This is a genomic window from Pseudomonas sp. B329 (assembly GCF_023127835.1).
Classification (GTDB): Bacteria; Pseudomonadota; Gammaproteobacteria; order Pseudomonadales; family Pseudomonadaceae; genus Aquipseudomonas; species Aquipseudomonas synxantha_A.
Window position 1 is genome coordinate 258,534 of sequence record NZ_SPKP01000052.1, and the last position, 16,404, is coordinate 274,937.

Below are 16,404 nucleotides of genomic sequence, written 5' to 3' on the forward strand. Positions count from 1 at the left end.
CATGTTTTCTTGGTCATACAATCAGAGTGCCACTACTGCGCCATCACTGATGTTCAAGAAGTTGTGCATTTTTGGTGTAGTAGTTATGCCTTGTCAAGGTAAGCTATTCGCCCTCTGTGACAGATGTGCGGTGTTTAACAACCTGTGCGACTGGCGGGTCGAAAGGCGCGCCCATGGAGGATTTTTGTCATGCAAGCCAGTTAAGATCAGCGATCATGCTGGTAAAAGCAGATTTTGGCGGTCGTTTTCGCGACCGCGGGCAAATCTTCAGGGAAGCGTGGCCCGTTGGGTAGACCGCGCGCGATGCATCAGCAAGGAGGCAAGATGTCGCTGTGTTTGACTATCACTAGTTATCACAAGATTACCCCAGGGCAATGCGCTGAAAAGTCCATGGATCAGGGCAGGATAGCTATTGGTCGCAGTTCAGATAATGACTGGGTATTGCCTGATCCTGAGCGTCTCGTCTCCTCCCAGCATTGCGTTATTCAATACAAAGATGGCCGTTATTACTTAACCGATAACAGCACCAATGGTGTGGAGTTGGTCAAGGCCGGTATTCGTATGCGCCGGGGTAACAGCGAGCCGCTGCAAGATGGCGAGTTGATCCGCATCGGCGATTACGAAATCCAGGCGCGCATCGACTTCAACGTGCAAGCCGTCGACAGCCAACCGTTTGCCGGTGAGTCGCCAAACAGCTTCGAAGCGCTGATGGGCGCTGTGGCGAGTCCGCCTGCGCCTACGCCGATGATCGCACCGCAATTCCACGGCGCCTCGTCGATGGAAACCCTGCCAGACCTGTTCGACTTCCTCAGCCCCACCGCCGTGCCGCCGCCCACTGTGGCGGACCATGTGCCATCCGAACAACACGATTTCCGCCCGCCGGCTCCGGTTGCTGTACCGGTAGTCGAGAAACCGGTGGTGCAAGGCGCTGTCATTCCTGAAGACTGGGACCTGTTTGGCGACGCGCCTGCGCCCGCGCCGGTCGCCAATGCCGCGCCTGCACCGACGCCGATTGCCCCAGCACCGATTGCTCCGCCGCCTGTGGTCGAGCCGGTTGCACTTGCCGTGGCCGACACTGCGCAACCTAGCGACCTCTTGCAAGCCTTCCTGCGTGGCGCCGGTCTCGACCAGTTGCGGCTGGACCAGGCCGACGCCAGCGCCCAGATGGAAAGCATCGGCCGCAGCTACCGGCTGATGGTCGAGGGCCTGATCGACGTATTGCGCGCCCGGGCCAGCCTCAAGGGCGAGTTCCGTATGCAGCAGACGATGATCCGCCCCGCTGAAAACAACCCGTTGAAATTCGCTCCAAATGCCGACGAAGCGTTACTGCTGCTGCTTCGTCATGGCAACCAGGCGTTTATGGCGCCGGACATCGCGGTACGGGACAGTTTCGATGACCTGCGCGCCCACCAGTTGGCCGTGATGGCTGGCGTGGAAGCGGCGATCAAACACCTGCTCGCGCGCTTTGAACCGGCGCAGTTGGAGGAACGCATGGGCAAGCCCGGTGGCCTTTCGAGCATTTTCAACGGCTCGCGCCAGGCCCAGTACTGGCAGCAGTTTACCGAGCTCTACAGCAACATTTCGCGCGAGGCCCAGGAGGATTTCCAGGACCTGTTCGGTCGCGAATTCAGCCGGGCCTACGAAGAGCACAGCGCACGACAGCGACGCTAAAGCGCGTCGCACTTATGGATAAAACGGATAGCTAAACACGTCATTGAGGACGCAGGATGATTCCCAGGTTTTTACTCGCAGCCGCTACCGCGCTGCTGCTGACCGCGTGTGCAAACGACGCGGCCAAACCCGAAGCGGCGGCCGACACGCAAGCCAACAGCGCCGCCGTCGAGTTGCATTTCCACGCGATCGCCGGGCTCAACCCCGGCGCCAATGGCCAGGCTGCGCCGGTGCGGGTGCGTATTTTCGAACTGAAAAACGCTGCGACCTTTTCCCGCTCCGATTACTTCGCCCTGGCTGACCGTGCGCAATCCACCCTCGGCCTCGACCTGCTGGACCAGGATGAAGTGGTGGTGCAACCCGGCCAGCAACTGAGCATTCAGCGCGACCTCAACCCGGCCACGCGCCAGATCGGCGTGCTGGTGGGCTATCGCGAGTTGGACCGCGCGCAATGGCGCGCCGTGATCAACGTAGCGCCGCGCCAATCCAGCGAATACCAGATCAGCCTCGATGTGCGTGCCGTGCGCGCCGACGTCGTGGTTTCCCCCTCCAGCCCAGCCCAATAACAAGCAATCGGAGCCCCCATGTCCTGGAACAATCGCGTGGTCTGGTCGGAAGGCATGTTCATCGCAACGCAGCACTTCCAGCAGCATGACCGTTACCTGGAAAACCTGATCGACGCGCGCAGCCGTCCGTTGTCGGCAGGGGCCTGGGGTTTTTCCGAGTTGCTGATCGACCAGGGCCTGCTGGCCCAGGGCAAGCTGGCGATCGTATCGGCCCGCGGCCTGTTGCCCGATGGCACGCCCTTCAATATCCCCCAGGATGACCTGGCGCCGAGCCCGTTGAGTATCGACGACAACCTGCGCGACGGCTTGGTGTACCTGGCCCTGCCGCTCAAGCGTGCCGGTGCGCGTGACACGGTTGAGGAAGGTGAAGCCCTGGAAGCTGCGCGTTATGTCAGCCAGGTGCGTGAAGTGCGTGACGACAACGCGCCGTTCGAAAACCGCGCCCCGGTAGCCGTGGGGTCGCGGGCATTGCGCCTGCTGACGGCGCAGGACGGCATCAGCGACTATGCCGCCATTGGCCTGGTACGCATCAAGGAAAAACGCGCCGACCGTGCACTGGTGCTCGACGACACCTACATCCCGCCGGTGCTGAATGTGACCGCAAGCAAACCGCTGACTGCGTTTCGCAGTGAACTGCTCGGCCTGCTGCACCAGCGTGGCGAAGCCCTGGCGGGGCGCGTGGTGGCCTCCGGCGCTGGCGGCGCTTCGGAGATTGCCGACTTCATGCTCCTGCAGCTGGTCAATCGCGCCCAGCCGCTGATCCAGCATTTGAGCCAGTTGAGCCCGCTGCACCCGGAGCGCTTCTTCAGCGAACTGGTGAGCCTGGCCGGTGAGTTTTCGACCTTCTCCACTTCAGGTCGCCGCCCGCAGGAATACCCGCAATACCAGCACGATGACTTGGCGCTGAGCTTCACTCCGGTGATGGCGGCCCTGCGTGAAGCGCTGTCGATGCTGATCGACAGCAAGGCCACGCCGATCCCGATTGTGGAGAAGGCCTACGGTATCCACGTGGCGATGCTGGCCGACAAGACCCTGCTCGACAACGCCAGTTTCATCCTCGTGGTGCGTGCCGATGTGCCCGGCGAAACCCTGCGCGCACGCTTTGGCCAGCAGAGCAAAGTCGGTTCGGTGGAGCACATTCGCGACATGGTCAACCTGCAACTGCCAGGCATTGGCTTGCTGCCGTTACCGGTGGCGCCGCGCCAATTGCCGTACCACGCCGGTAGTACCTACTACGAGCTGGACCGAGGCAGCGAGCACTGGCAGCAGTTGAGCAATTCCGGCGGCTTTGCGTTCCATATCGCCGGGCAGTTCCCGGGTTTGAACCTGGCCTTCTGGGCGATCCGAGGATAATCCGCGATGCACCCCAATGATGATGACCGCACCCAGTTCATGCCGCGCCCGGGTGGCCGAGCGCCGGAGCCTGCACGCGCAGAACCGACGCCGCTGTCGATGCCGGCTGCGCCGATCCTCACCGGCAAAAGCCAGGGCCTCAACCCGCTGGAAAGCGCCGCCGGCCCTTTACTGGCGTTGCTGACGCGGCTGCGCAACACCATCGCCCACCCGGCGCCAGCCAGCCTGCGGGCGCAGTTGTTGGCCTATCTGCGTCAGTTCGAAGAGCGCGCCGAAGCGGCTGGTGTGGCGCGCAACGAAGTGCTGCTGGCCCGTTACGCGCTGTGCACCGCCCTGGATGAAGCGGTGTTGAGCACGCCGTGGGGCAGCACCAGTGATTGGGGCAAGCAAAGCCTGCTGATCACCGTGCACAACGAAGCCTGGGGCGGTGAAAAGGTCTTCCAGTTGCTCGACCACTGCCTGCAAAGCCCACGGGAACGCCTGTACCTGTTGGAGCTGTTGTACCTGTGCATGTGCCTGGGTTTCGAAGGCCGCTACCGCGTGATGACCGACGGTCGCAGCCAATTGGAAGCCTTGCGCGAGCGCACCGCCGCAGCGATTCGCAGTGCCCGTGGTGAACACGAGCGTGAGCTGTCGCCGCACTGGCGCGGCGTGACCGTGGCCCGTGATCGCCTGGCGCAGTTCATGCCACCGTGGATCGCCGTGGCGATCGGCGTGGCGCTGCTGCTGGCGTTGCTGTTTGGCCTGCGCATGAAACTGGCCTCGGACGCCGAGCCAGTGTTTAAAAACATTCATGCACTGGGCGAGATCCCGGTGCAGGCCATCGACCGTCCGGTGGCGCAGCCAAAAGTGATCGAGCGGCCGCGCCTGGCCGGCTTCCTGGCCGAAGACATCAAGGCCGGTCGCGTGGCCGTGGAAGACAAGGTTGACCGTTCGGTGGTGACCATTCGTGGCGATGAACTGTTCGCCTCCGCCAGCTCCAGCATTGTCGATGCTTACCAGCCGCTGATGCTGCGCATCGCTGATGCCATTCGCAAGGTCAAGGGCCAGGTGCGTGTCACCGGCCATAGCGACAACCGCCCGATCGCCACGCTGCGCTTCCCGTCGAATTGGGCGCTGTCCGAAGCCCGGGCCAAGTCGGTACTGGAGATCCTCGCGGCCAAGACCGGCCAGGCTGATCGCTTCAGCGCCGAAGGCCGTAGCGACACCGAGCCGCTGGCGAGCAACGGGACTGCCGAAGGCCGTGCCCGCAATCGTCGGGTTGAGATCACCGTACTGGCGGAGGGCGTCGAGTGAAGGCGTTTTTCAGTTTCATGATTCGCTGGGTAATCCCCGTTCTGGGCCTGATTGCCCTGAGCCTGATCATCTGGTTTGTCGGGCCGTTGCTCGACGTGTTGATGCCCGAGGGGCGACGTTGGGCGCTGATCATCCTGGTATTTGCGCTGTGGCTTGCCTACCGCGTGTTCCGCATCATCCAGGCCCGCCGCCAGGCCGCCGAGGTGATGCGCAGCTTGGCCGCCGAAACCCCGGCTGATCCCAACAGTGTTGCCACTGCCGAAGAGTTGTCGACCCTGCGCCAGCGCATGGATGAAGCCCTGACGCTGCTGAAAAAAGCCAAGCTCGGCGGTGACGAACGCCGCAACCTTTACGAGCTGCCGTGGTACGTAATCATTGGCCCGCCGGGTTCGGGCAAGACCACCGCACTGGTCAATTCCGGATTGCACTTTCCGCTGGCAGCGCAGTTGGGCGCCGGTGCCGTGCGCGGCGTCGGTGGTACGCGTAACTGCGACTGGTGGTTTACCGATCAGGCCGTTTTGCTCGACACCGCGGGCCGCTACACCACCCAGGACAGCAACTCGACGGTGGATAAAGCCGCGTGGCTGGGCTTTCTTGACCTGCTGAAAAAGCAACGTTCGCGCCGACCCATCGATGGTGCGTTTATCGCCATCAGCCTGTCGGATTTGCTGCTGGGTACAGACTCCGAGCGCGCCGCCCATGCCGCCGCGATTCGCCTGCGTATCCAGGAGCTGTACACCCAGTTGGGCGTGCGTTTCCCCATCTACCTGATGCTGACCAAGCTCGACCTGGTGCCGGGCTTCATGGAGTTCTTCGACAACCTGAGCAAGGAAGAGCGCGCCCAGGTGTGGGGCATGACCTTTGCCCTGGACGACGGCAAAAATAGCGACAGCCCGTTGGCGCACCTGCAAAGCGAATTCGCCGGGCTGGAGCAGCGCCTCAACGAACGCCTGGTCGAGCGTCTGCAACAGGAGCGCGACCCGGCACGCCGCGACCTGATCTACGGTTTCCCGCAGCAGTTCGGCGCGTTGAAGGACTGTCTGCAAAGCTTCCTTGAAGGTGTGTTCAAGCCCAACGCCTTTGAAGAGCGCGTGTTGCTGCGTGGCGTGTATTTCACCAGCGGCACCCAGGAAGGCAGCCCGATTGACCGCCTGATCGGCGCCATGGCCCAGAGCATGAACCTGGACCGCCAGCACCTGGCGCGCCAGAGCGGCACCGGGCGCAGTTACTTCATCGAAAAACTCTTCACCGCAGTGGCTTTCGCCGAGCGTGGCTTGGTGGGGGTGAACCCGAAAATCGAACGGCGCCGCAAGTGGATTGCACGTGGTGTGCTGGCGGCCACCGTAGCGCTGGTCGTGGTGGTCAGCAGCCTGTGGTGGGTGAGTTATCGCGCCAACCAGGCGTATATCGCCCAGGTCGACCAGAAAGTTGCGCCCCTGGGCCAGACCGTGCAGAACCTGAGCCCGGCACAACGAGAAGTGCTCGCGGTGCTACCACTGCTGAACGCGGTGAAGAACCTCGCGGGGGATTCGCCGAGCTGGTCCGAAGGGCTGGGGCTGTATCAGGGCGATATGCTTGAAGCCGAATCCGCCAGTGTCTACCGCAAGCTGTTGATCGCCGTGTTCGCGCCACGCTTGGTGACGCGCATCGAAGAGCAACTGCACGGCGGCGGTAACTCCGACTTTCTCTACGAGGGCCTCAAGGCCTACCTGATGCTCGCCGACACCGAGCATTACGATCCGGACTTTATCAAGGCCTGGATCGCCCTGGACTGGGATCGCAACCTGCCCCGCGACCTTCCGGCCGATCAGCGTCAGGCGCTGGCCGGGCACTTGCAAGCGCTGTTCGAACGGCACCCGCCGAGCGCCCGCCTGGACCCGCGCCTGATCGATGACCTGCGACGCCAGTTGCAGCAACTGCCGGTGGCCCAGCGCGTGTATGACCGGGTCAAGCGCCAGAAACTGCCCGAAGGCATCCCGGACTTTCGTCTCAACGAAGCCGCTGGGCGTGACGCCGCGCTGGTGTTCAGCCGCAAAAGCGGCAAGCCGTTGGGTGAGCCGTTGAGTGGATTCTTCACTGCCAAGGGCTATCGTCAGGCGTTCTTGCTGAGCAGCCTGAACCAGACCGGCACCCTGGCCGAGGAACAATGGGTGCTGGGCCACGAGCAGGCCGATCAGCAGAACGTGGTGAGCCTGGCCGCGGATGTGCGTCGCTTGTACTTCCAGGACTACCAGCGTCAGTGGGATGCGCTGCTTGCCGACATCGACTTTGTGCCGATCACCAGCGTGGCCCAGGCCGCCGACGTGCTGCGGGTGATTTCCGGCCCGACCTCGCCGCTGAAAAAGCTGCTGGTGGCGGTCGCCAGAGAAACCGATCTGCAAGCCGAAGAGCGCCAGTTGGCTGCCAAGGGTGTACCGGTGGAAGGTGGCGTCGACAAGCTCAAAGAGCGCCTTGGCAGCTTGCTTGGCCAGGAGCAACCGACGGCGAATGCCCCGGCGGCGTCGGAGGATCCGGTGACCGCGCACTTTGCCGAACTCAACAGCATCGTCAGCAAAAACGAAGGCGAACCGGCGGCCATCGACGGCCTGCTGTCGGACATGAATGCGCTGTATGTGCAGGTCAGCGCCATGGTCGGTGCCAGCGGCGATGCCTTGCTCGGTGAGGCCAAGAACCAGGCGGCGGCTGCGGCCACGCGGGTCAGCCTGAATGCCGAGCGCCAGCCGCCGCTGGTGCAGGGCATGGTCAAGTCGGTGGTCAATTCCACCACCAACAGCATGATGGGCGGGGTGCGTAACCAGCTGAACGCGGCCTGGGTCAGTGAAGTGGTCAACGTGTATCGTCAGTCGTTGGCCGGTCGCTACCCGATGTCGCCGGGCAGTGCGCGGGACGCCACCCTGGATGACTTCGGCCAGTTCTTCGGCGTGGGCGGGGTAATGGATAACTACTTCCGCAAATACTTGCAGCCCTATGTGGATACATCGGCACAGACCTGGCGCTGGCAACCGGGCGCGGCGCAGAAGCTGGGGATTGCCCCGGGCGTGCTGCAAACCTTCCAGCGGGCGGCGACAATTCGCGATGCGTTCTTCAGGTCCGGGGGCACCCAGCCTATCGTGCGTTTCGAGCTCAAGCCGGTGTCGATGGACCCGACCATCACCCAGTTTCTGCTTGATCTGGATGGCCAGCAGTTGAGCTACGACCACGGCCCGAGCCGCCCGGTAGCGATGCAATGGCCGAACCCTGGCAGCATCGGCGTGGTGCGTATTTCCATCATGCCGCCGTCGGCCAGTGGTCGCTCCGGTATCACGCTGGACGGTCCGTGGGCCTGGTTCCGTCTGCTGGAGCAATCGGATCTCACCGCGGGCAACTCGCCGGACCGCTTCAACCTGCGCCTGCGGGTTGATGGTGCGAGCATCGCCTACGAGCTGCGCGCCAACAGTGCCTTCAACCCGTTCAGAAGCCGCGTGCTCAGCGGTTTCAGCCTGCCGGAGCGGCTATGACGACTGTGGGTTTCTACGGCAAGTTGGCCAGTCGCGGGGACTTTGTCAGCCGCGCCTTGCCCCAGAGTTTTATCGGCCCGTGGGACAGCTGGCTGGCGGCGGGTTTGCTCGCCAGCCAGAACAGCCTGGGCGGTGATTGGCTCAACGTGTATCTGGTCAGCCCGTTGTGGCGCTTCGTACTGGCGCCAGGCGTATGCGGGCCCGATGCCGCGGCGGGCGTGGTGATGCCGAGCATTGATCGGGTCGGGCGGTATTTTCCGCTGGCCGTGGTCACCTTGCTGGATCACGACACCAACCCGGCCTCCCTGGTGGGCGGGCCGGACACCTGGTTCGAGCAGGCCGAAGAGCTGTTGCTCAGCACCCTGGACAGTGGCGCTACCTTCGAAAGTTTCAACGCGGGTCTCGACGCCCTGGGCTTTCCGGCGAGTGAGCCGCGTGCGGTCGACAGCCGTTTCGCCGGCCTGCAGCGCGTGGCCGCCATCGTGCCCCATCAGCGCATGACCGCACTGGCCGAACAGGCGTGCGAGGGCGCGAGCCTGTGGTGGGGCCGTGGTTCGCAACGTATTTCACCTGGTTTATTACGGTGCCAGGGCTTGCCTGCCGCCAATGATTTTGCGCAGTTTTTGCTCGGACAAGAAGGTGTGGTGTAGATGGGCGCGACGTACAAATCCGCGAGCAAAAGCCATGTGGGCATGGTTCGCCAAGTCAACGAAGATGCCTTTCTGGACCTGCCGGAAAACCGCCTGTGGGTGGTGGCCGATGGCATGGGCGGGCACGCCGCGGGGGACTATGTCAGCAGCTTGATCGTCGACAGCCTGCGCCATGTACCGCTGGGCCGCTCCCTCGACGAATACACCGCGGCGCTGCGCAATGATCTGCTGCGCATCAACACCGCTGTACGCGAAGAAACCGCCAACCGTGGCGTGACCATGATGGGCAGTACGGTGGTGGTATTCGCCGCCCGCGGCTTGCGCGGTGTGTGCCTGTGGGCCGGCGACAGTCGCTTGTATCGCCTGCGTGACGGCGTGCTGGAAAGCATCTCTCGCGACCACAGCTACGTGCAGGACCTGCAAGACAGCGGCTTGCTCAGCGAAGCTGACGCCCGCACCCATCCGCGCTCCAATATCGTCACCCGCGCTGTCGGCGTGGAAGCGCAACTGGACGTGGCGTCGGTCGAACTGTTGATCGCTCCCGGCGACAGCTACCTGTTGTGCAGCGACGGCCTGAACAAGACCGTCGAAGACCGCGAAATCCGCGACGTGCTCAGCCATGACGCACCGGACGAAATCGTGCGCAGCCTGGTGCACCTGGGGCTCAATCGCGGCGCACCGGACAACATCACCACCCTCGTCGTGAAGGTCTCGTCATGAACATTGTCATTCCAGGTTATGACATCGAAGGCGAGATCGGCGAAGGCGCCATGGCCAGCGTGTACCTGGCGACCCAGCGGTCGCTGGAGCGCAAGGTAGCGTTGAAGGTGATGGCCGCGGCGCTGGCAGCCGATCCGAGTTTCTGCGAGCGCTTCCTGCGTGAGGGCAAGACCCTGGCGCGCCTGTCGCACCCGCACACGGTGACCATCCATGACATCGGCAACGTCGGTGAGCTGTATTACATGGCCATGGAATACCTGCCCAACGGCACGCTCAAGGAGCGCATCGCTGCCGGCCTGACGCCGGAGCAGGGGGTGACGCTGATCCGCCAGATCGCCTCGGCGCTGGGTTATGCCCATGCCCAGGGCTTGGTGCATCGCGACGTCAAGCCGGCGAATATTCTGTTCCGCGCCGATGGCACTGCAGTACTTTCCGACTTTGGTATCGCCAAGTCGCTGGACGACCGCACCCAATTCACCCAGGCCGGGTTTGCCGTGGGTACACCCAGCTACATGAGCCCCGAGCAGGCGCGGGGTCAGGAGATCGACGGGCGCGCCGATCTCTACGCACTCGGTGTGGTGCTGTACGAAATCCTCGTCGGCAAGCTGCCCTACAGCGGCACCGATGCGCTTTCCACTGCGCTGGCGCACCTGACTGAGCCGTTGCCGGAATTGCCTGTGCATCACGGGCGTTACCAGGGTGTGCTGCGCAAGTTGTTGGCCAAAGAACCGGCGCAGCGTTATCCGGATGCGGCAGCGTTGTTGTTGGCGCTGGATCAACTGCCGGCGGATGAATCGGACGCCACGCTGGTACGGCCGCTGCCGATTCCTCTGAGCTTTGATCTGGCGGGCATGACCCCTGTCACCATCGACATTCCGACTGATAAACCGCAGCCGCAGCCAATAGTGCGCCAACCGGTGGTCACGCCGACCCAGCACAGTGCGCCCTCCGAGCAGCGCCGTGGTCCGGTATTGGCCTTGGCCGCCGTGGCGGTCGCCGTCGCGTTGACCATTGGTGGCGCCAGCTACTGGTGGTTGAGTGGCAGCGATGAACCGGCTCAGCCGCCAGCCGCCGTGGTGCCCACGGTGACGCCACCGGTGGCTGTCGCTGCAGTGGATGGCGGTCAACGTCCGTTGCTGATGGCGGGCAAGAAGACCCTGTTCCAGCGCGTACTCAGCAAGCCCGGCGCCCAGCTTTCAGCAGACGCGGGCAGCGCGCCGGGTAAAGCGTTGCCGGCGTTTTCCGTGCTCTACGTGTACCAGCGCAAGGAAGTGGATGGCAGCCCGTGGGTACGCGTGGGCGCCGCCACCGATGGGCGCAGCGACGGTTGGTTGCCGGCCGCCCAGGTCAGCGACTGGAAACAAAGCCTGGTGCTCAAGTTCACCGAGCGCTCGGGGCGTGCGCCCGTGATGTTCCTGCGCCAATCCGGCGAGGTGGAGAAACTGTTGGCCGATCCTGCCGCCGCGAAAAGCGTGCTGACCAAGGCGCAGAGTAACCCTGAGGACAACCAGCAAGTCCTGGCCCTTGAGCCGGCCGCCAGCGCGGTGCCGCAAAACCAGTTCTACCTGTTGCCGATTTTCGACTCAAAAGAGAGCTTCGATGAAAACGGCCAGCCGGTGCAGTTGCTCAACGTGGCCTCTATCGACCCAGGCCGCAGCGCGGCTGCCACACCGGCGACCCCGACACTCAGCGCCAATGCCGATGCATTCCGCACCGCCGTGGTTCTGGTGGTGGATACCACGGTATCGATGCAGCCCTACATCGACCAGATCCGCGACGTCGTACACGAGTTGCAAACCCGTATCGCCGAGCGCGGCGAACTGGACAGCGTCAGCTTCGGCCTGGTCGGCTTTCGCAGCAGCATCAAGAAAACCCCTGGCCTTGAGTACGTCGCCAAGACCCTGATCAGCCTCGACCAGGGGCGCGATCCGCAGCGCTTCCTCGATATGGCGCGCCAGGTCAAAGCCTCAACCGTCTCCAGCCATTCCTTCAACGAAGATGCGTTTGCCGGGGTGATGCAGGCGGTGGATGGCATGGACTGGTCGGGCTATGGCGGGCGCATCATCCTGCTGGTCACCGACGCGGGTGCGCTGCGCAAGAACGACCCGTTCGCCGCTACCCAGATGAACGAAGCCGAAGTGCGACAGGCCGCACTCGGCAAGCAGATCAAGATCTACGCGCTGCATCTGCGCACCGATGTCGGCAAGAAAACCCACGCCGGTGCCGAGAGCCAGTACCGCATCCTTACCGCCGACGCCAACCCGCAGATCGGTGACCTGTACACGCCAGTGCCGGGAGGCGATGTGCGCAAGCTGGGTGAGCGCGTCGATGAGATCGGTACAGTGTTCGCCGACCTGGTGCATCAGGTGCGCAACAACACGCCGCAACCGGTGCCGCTGCTCGGTTCGGCGCCAAGCCTGGCGGACAAATCCACCGCGGTCGGCTATGCCATGCACATGGACTTCCTCGGGCGCAAAACCGCCAGCCAGGCGCCGCAACTGGTCAGCGCCTGGACCGCCGACCGCGACCTGACCAACCCGGCACTGCCAGCGTTCCAGGTGTGCGTGATGCTGACCAAGCTGCAACTCAATGACCTGCAACAGTCGCTGAAGTTGATCGTGGATGCGGCGCGCAAAACCCAAAGCTCGCCCAAGGATTTCTTCCAGGAAATTGCCAGCGCCTCGGCTTACATGAGCCGAGACCCGCAGGCCCTGCGCAAGGGCGGCAACCTGGCCGACGGCGGTCTGCTCGGTGAATACCTGGAGGGCCTGCCGTACCGCAGCAAGTCGCTGAACATGACCCAGGATTTGTGGCTGTCGTTGAGCGTGGCTGAGCAGGAAGACTTTATCGACGAGCTGGATTCGAAAATCCGCCTGTATGAAACCTTCCATAACGACGTGGCCAACTGGGTCCGTTTCGGCGATGCCGAACCGGGTGATGCGTTGTACCGCGTGCCGCTGTCGACGCTGCCGTAATGTTGAACCTGAGCGCAGTGCACAAGAGCCGGGGCGTTGGTAGCCAGCGCTACAGCCTGGTGATTCCGGTGTTGCACCTGCAAGCGGGCGAACAACTGGCGATTGTCGGCCCCAGTGGTTGCGGCAAAAGCACGTTGCTGGATCTACTGGCGCTGGTATTGGCGCCGGATCAGGTCGGGCAGTTTGCGTTCAACCAGCAGGACATCGGCGCGCTGTGGCGTGCCGACCGGCAATCCGCCCTGGCCGCGTTGCGCAGCCAGCACTTGGGCTATGTACCGCAAACCGGTGGGCTGCTGGGGTTTCTGGATGTGCGCGGCAATATCGCTTTGTCCCGGCAATTGCTGGGCTTGAAGGACGACGGCAGCGTGGCGCGTCTGGCCGAGCAGTTGCAGGTCAGCGATCAGTTGGCCAAGCGCCCGGCGGCGTTGTCGGTGGGCCAGCGCCAGCGCGTGAGTTGTGCCCGCGCCCTGGCCCATGCGCCGCAACTGGTGCTGGCGGATGAGCCGACCGCTTCCCTCGACCCGCTCAACGCCGAGCGGGTGATGCAGGCGCTGCTGGCCCGGGCCCGTGAACAGCGGGCGGCCTGTGTGATCGCCACCCATGACGAACCCCTGGCCCGCGCCAGTGGCTTGCAGGTGCGGCGTATCGGTTGCCGTCGCGATGCTGACGGCGGCGTCACCGCAACCCTCGGGGAGGCGTGCTGATGCGCATCGGTCTGCTTGCCTCACTCGCCTGGCAGGACTATCGCAACGACGGTTGGCTGTCGGCCTGTTCGGTGCTGGCGCTGGTAGCGGTTATCGCGCCATTGCTGGTGTTATTCGGCCTGAAATTTGGACTGGTTAGCAGTTTGACCGAACGCTTGGAGACCGATCCGGCTACCCGTGAAATTATCCCGTTGGGCGGTGGCCGATTCAGCGCAGCGTTTATCCAGCAGTTGGGGCAGCGCAGCGATGTGGCGTTTGCTTTGCCGCGTACACGGCAGATTGCGGCAACGGCCCAAGTGGGCGCGCTGACCCTGGAAATGTTGCCAACCGCAGCGGGTGATCCGTTGTTGGCAGGCTTACCGATGCCTCACGGTTTGGATCAGATTGTGCTCAGCCATACCGCTGCCGAAAAGCTTGCGGCAAGGCCCGGTGACTGGCTGGAAACCAGCTTTGCGCGGCAAGTGGCGGGGCGCGTCGAGGCCCAGCGCACGCGGTTGCAAGTGCTGGCGGTGTTACCGTTGGAAGCCTTTGCCCGTGATGGACTGTTGACTGATTTAGCGTTGCTGGAAGCGGCGGAAGATTATCGCGATGGCCGTGCGGTGCCGGCGTTGCATTGGGACGGCGAGGTGGCGGGCGTGAGCGAACAGCGTATCTATCCGGCGTTTCGCCTGTATGCGCGCAGCCTCAGTGATGTGGAACCGCTGCGGGTGTATTTCGCCGGGCAGAACCTGCTGGTGTCGACCCAGGCGCACACCATCGCCCAAGTGCAGTCGTTGAGCCGCAACCTGTCGATTGTATTCTGGATCATCGCCGGGTTGGCCCTGGCCGGAGCCTTTGCGGCGATATTTGCCGGCGCGTTGGCGGCGGTCGCGCGCAAGCGGCGGGAATTGTCAGTGTTGCGCCTGCTGGGGTTTTCCACCGGCGCGCTGTTGCTGTTCGTGCTGTTGCAGGCGCTGTACAGCGCCGGTTTTGCGGGCTTGCTCAGTGTTGGGCTCTATGGCCTGGCCGAAGCGGGTTTGAATCAACTCTTCGTGCAGGTGCCGGGCGAGTACGCCAGCCATCTGTTGGCGCGTCACTACGGCCTGGCCCTGGCTGCCGTGCTCGGCGTCAGCGCCGTGGCGGCGGCCTGTGGGGGGTGGCGGGTGGCGCGTATCCAGGCTTCTGAAGGAATCAGAGATGTATAAGTTACTGGGCGCCTGCGTGGCGCTGAGCCTGGCCTCGCTGGCCTGGGCGGATGAGGCAAGCGACAAGCTCGACAACCCGAAACCGTTGCCGGATGACGTGAGCTTGCCGCTGCCGTGCGAAGGCAACATGGTGTTCCGCTATGCCTACGTGCTGGCCCAGGGCACCCTGGATGACCGCGAAGTCAGCCTCGGCTACCCCTTTGCCGAAGGCGAGGCCGGTTACCAGCAGTCGTTTATTTCCGGTTATCGCCGCGACTTCATCAACGGCCAGTTCACCCTCAAGGACTTGCCCAAGGCCTGGAACAAGGTCATCGCGCCGCTGATGCCCAAGACCGACGCCAAGACCCCACTCAAGCCCATGCTGTACTTCATCGGCAAGTACGAAGTGACTGCACGCCAATATGCCCAGGTGATGGGCCAGGCGCAGTCCCTGGCCAGCGGTGAACCGGCACCGGCGTGTGACGCGCCCACCGGCATGGCCGGGCGGTTGCCCAAGGTGAAGCTGTCGCGTTTTGAAGCCGAGCGTTTTTCGGCGGTGTACAGCGCCTGGCTGATGAAGTACCACCGCGAGTTGTTGCCGGTGAGCGGGCGCGGTTCGTCAGCCGAAGACGGCGGCCTGGGCTTTGTGCGCCTGCCTACCGAGGTTGAGTGGGAATACGCCGCACGCGGCGGCCAGGCGGTGAGCCGTCAGGACCTGGAAAGCCGCTTGTATCCACGGCGCGCCGAGGGCAGCGAAAGCGATGGCCCGCTGGCTGATTACGCGGTGTTCAACCAGGTCGCCGGCGGCACCGGTCAGGCGGCACGGCTGATGCCCATCGGCACCAAATTGCCCAACCCCATCGGCCTGTTCGACGTGATCGGCAACGCTGCGGAAATGGTCCAGGAATCGTTCCAGCTGGTACACGCCGGCCGACGCCAGGGCACCTATGGCGGCTTTGTGGTCAAGGGCGGCAATTATCTGGAAGGCGAGGGCACCTTGTTTACCGGTATGCGCCGCGAATACCCATTGTTTGCAGCCGATGGCACCGAGCAAAGCAACGAGACCACCGGCTTTCGCGTGGCGATCGGCGCGTTGTCGGCGCCGCGTTCGCGCTACAAGGAGTTGTTTGCCCAATGGCAGAAGGAAGGCCGCCTCGCTGCGCTGACCGACGCCATCGACGACGCCCAGGACCCGACCAAGCGCCTGGACAGCATCATCGCCGCCAGCGTCGACCCCAAGCTGCAGGCCGAGCTGGGTCTGGTCAACGAAGAGCTCAAGCGCAACGTTTCGCTGATCGCCCAGCAGCGCGAAGAGGCCGCGGGCAACCTGATCCAGTCGGCGGCGTTGGTGGCCGAGACCATCAGCAACTACAACATTCGCCTGGCCAACCTGCAGAAGAGTCGCCAGCAGGCCGTCGACAGCAAGGACGAAGCCAGCGCGCAGCTGTTCGCCACCGCCATTGCCAATGGACGCAGCGCCCTCGACGGCGCGGTGGCGATTTATATCGACAACCTGGCCACCGGCACGCGCTACACCGATGCGGTGATCCAGGCGCAGTTTCAACGGGTCAAGGAAGAGTTGGATCGCAAGCCAGTGCTCGGCAAGAGCCTGGTGACGCGCGCGACACTGTTCGTTCGCCATGTCGGCAACTACCGCAAGCAACAGCGGGCCGACCCGGCAACGATCTTGAAGGAATTGCTCGCAGCGAGCGGTCAGCGGTCTTGATCGTTGGCTGTCTAGCGAGCTTGGAAGGGACTCAGGCGGCGGTGGGCCGTGCTGGGCAAGTCAAACTTAACAGAGATCACATC

Annotated in this window: 11 protein-coding genes; all 11 read left to right on the forward strand. The window is 63.5% G+C overall.

What is annotated here, in order from left to right:
- The first annotated feature begins 324 nt into the window (after positions 1–324).
- From tagH to E4P00_RS23210, 11 genes are read left to right on the forward strand one after another with little or no spacing between them, the layout of a single operon-like run.
- On the forward strand, positions 325–1,671 hold the full coding sequence (gene tagH, locus E4P00_RS23160; protein ID WP_032878694.1) for a type VI secretion system-associated FHA domain protein TagH: 1,347 nt from the start codon (positions 325–327) through the stop codon (positions 1,669–1,671).
- A 56-nt stretch (positions 1,672–1,727) separates the two neighbouring features.
- Positions 1,728–2,237 (forward strand): type VI secretion system lipoprotein TssJ, encoded by a 510-nt coding sequence (gene tssJ, locus E4P00_RS23165; protein WP_005792508.1) that lies wholly within the window; start codon positions 1,728–1,730, stop codon positions 2,235–2,237.
- Positions 2,238–2,255: 18 nt separating this feature from the next.
- The gene (tssK, locus tag E4P00_RS23170; RefSeq protein ID WP_005792507.1) at positions 2,256–3,590 is read left to right on the forward strand and encodes a type VI secretion system baseplate subunit TssK; all 1,335 of its coding nucleotides are present in this window, start codon (positions 2,256–2,258) and stop codon (positions 3,588–3,590) included.
- Positions 3,591–3,596: 6 nt separating this feature from the next.
- Positions 3,597–4,886, forward strand: coding sequence for a DotU family type VI secretion system protein (locus E4P00_RS23175; protein ID WP_078822642.1), 1,290 nt, complete (start codon positions 3,597–3,599; stop codon positions 4,884–4,886).
- A complete protein-coding gene (gene tssM / locus E4P00_RS23180) occupies positions 4,883–8,383 on the forward strand; it encodes a type VI secretion system membrane subunit TssM (RefSeq protein WP_248133144.1) in 3,501 nt (1,166 codons plus the stop codon). The genes E4P00_RS23175 and tssM overlap by 4 nt, the downstream gene beginning before the upstream one ends.
- Positions 8,380–9,033: a type VI secretion system-associated protein TagF gene (gene tagF / locus E4P00_RS23185; protein WP_103734146.1), complete on the forward strand. Its 654-nt coding sequence runs from the start codon at positions 8,380–8,382 to the stop codon at positions 9,031–9,033. The genes tssM and tagF overlap by 4 nt, the downstream gene beginning before the upstream one ends.
- Positions 9,034–9,753 (forward strand): protein phosphatase 2C domain-containing protein, encoded by a 720-nt coding sequence (locus E4P00_RS23190; protein ID WP_005792503.1) that lies wholly within the window; start codon positions 9,034–9,036, stop codon positions 9,751–9,753.
- Entirely contained in the window at positions 9,750–12,728 is a 2,979-nt protein-coding gene (locus E4P00_RS23195) for a serine/threonine-protein kinase (RefSeq protein WP_248133145.1), read from the forward strand. The genes E4P00_RS23190 and E4P00_RS23195 overlap by 4 nt, the downstream gene beginning before the upstream one ends.
- Positions 12,728–13,432, forward strand: coding sequence for an ABC transporter ATP-binding protein (locus tag E4P00_RS23200; protein WP_078822639.1), 705 nt, complete (start codon positions 12,728–12,730; stop codon positions 13,430–13,432). Before E4P00_RS23195 ends, E4P00_RS23200 begins: the two co-directional genes overlap by 1 nt.
- A complete protein-coding gene (locus E4P00_RS23205) occupies positions 13,432–14,616 on the forward strand; it encodes a hypothetical protein (RefSeq protein WP_078822638.1) in 1,185 nt (394 codons plus the stop codon). Before E4P00_RS23200 ends, E4P00_RS23205 begins: the two co-directional genes overlap by 1 nt.
- Complete coding sequence (locus E4P00_RS23210) at positions 14,609–16,321, forward strand: SUMF1/EgtB/PvdO family nonheme iron enzyme (RefSeq protein WP_032878707.1); 1,713 nt, start codon at positions 14,609–14,611, stop codon at positions 16,319–16,321. The genes E4P00_RS23205 and E4P00_RS23210 overlap by 8 nt, the downstream gene beginning before the upstream one ends.
- The last annotated feature ends 83 nt before the right edge of the window (positions 16,322–16,404 follow it).

Excerpts from the sequence above, each read along its gene's own strand:
- E4P00_RS23200 (WP_078822639.1), top strand. The coding sequence starts at position 12,728 with ATGTTGAACCTGAGCGCAGTGCACAAGAGCCGGGGCGTTGGTAGCCAG.
- E4P00_RS23190 (WP_005792503.1), top strand. The coding sequence starts at position 9,034 with ATGGGCGCGACGTACAAATCCGCGAGCAAAAGCCATGTGGGCATGGTT.
- E4P00_RS23210 (WP_032878707.1), top strand. The coding sequence starts at position 14,609 with ATGTATAAGTTACTGGGCGCCTGCGTGGCGCTGAGCCTGGCCTCGCTG.
- tagF (WP_103734146.1), top strand. The coding sequence starts at position 8,380 with ATGACGACTGTGGGTTTCTACGGCAAGTTGGCCAGTCGCGGGGACTTT.
- E4P00_RS23205 (WP_078822638.1), top strand. The coding sequence starts at position 13,432 with ATGCGCATCGGTCTGCTTGCCTCACTCGCCTGGCAGGACTATCGCAAC.
- E4P00_RS23195 (WP_248133145.1), top strand. The coding sequence starts at position 9,750 with ATGAACATTGTCATTCCAGGTTATGACATCGAAGGCGAGATCGGCGAA.
- tssJ (WP_005792508.1), top strand. The coding sequence starts at position 1,728 with ATGATTCCCAGGTTTTTACTCGCAGCCGCTACCGCGCTGCTGCTGACC.
- tssK (WP_005792507.1), top strand. The coding sequence starts at position 2,256 with ATGTCCTGGAACAATCGCGTGGTCTGGTCGGAAGGCATGTTCATCGCA.
- E4P00_RS23175 (WP_078822642.1), top strand. The coding sequence starts at position 3,597 with ATGCACCCCAATGATGATGACCGCACCCAGTTCATGCCGCGCCCGGGT.
- tagH (WP_032878694.1), top strand. The coding sequence starts at position 325 with ATGTCGCTGTGTTTGACTATCACTAGTTATCACAAGATTACCCCAGGG.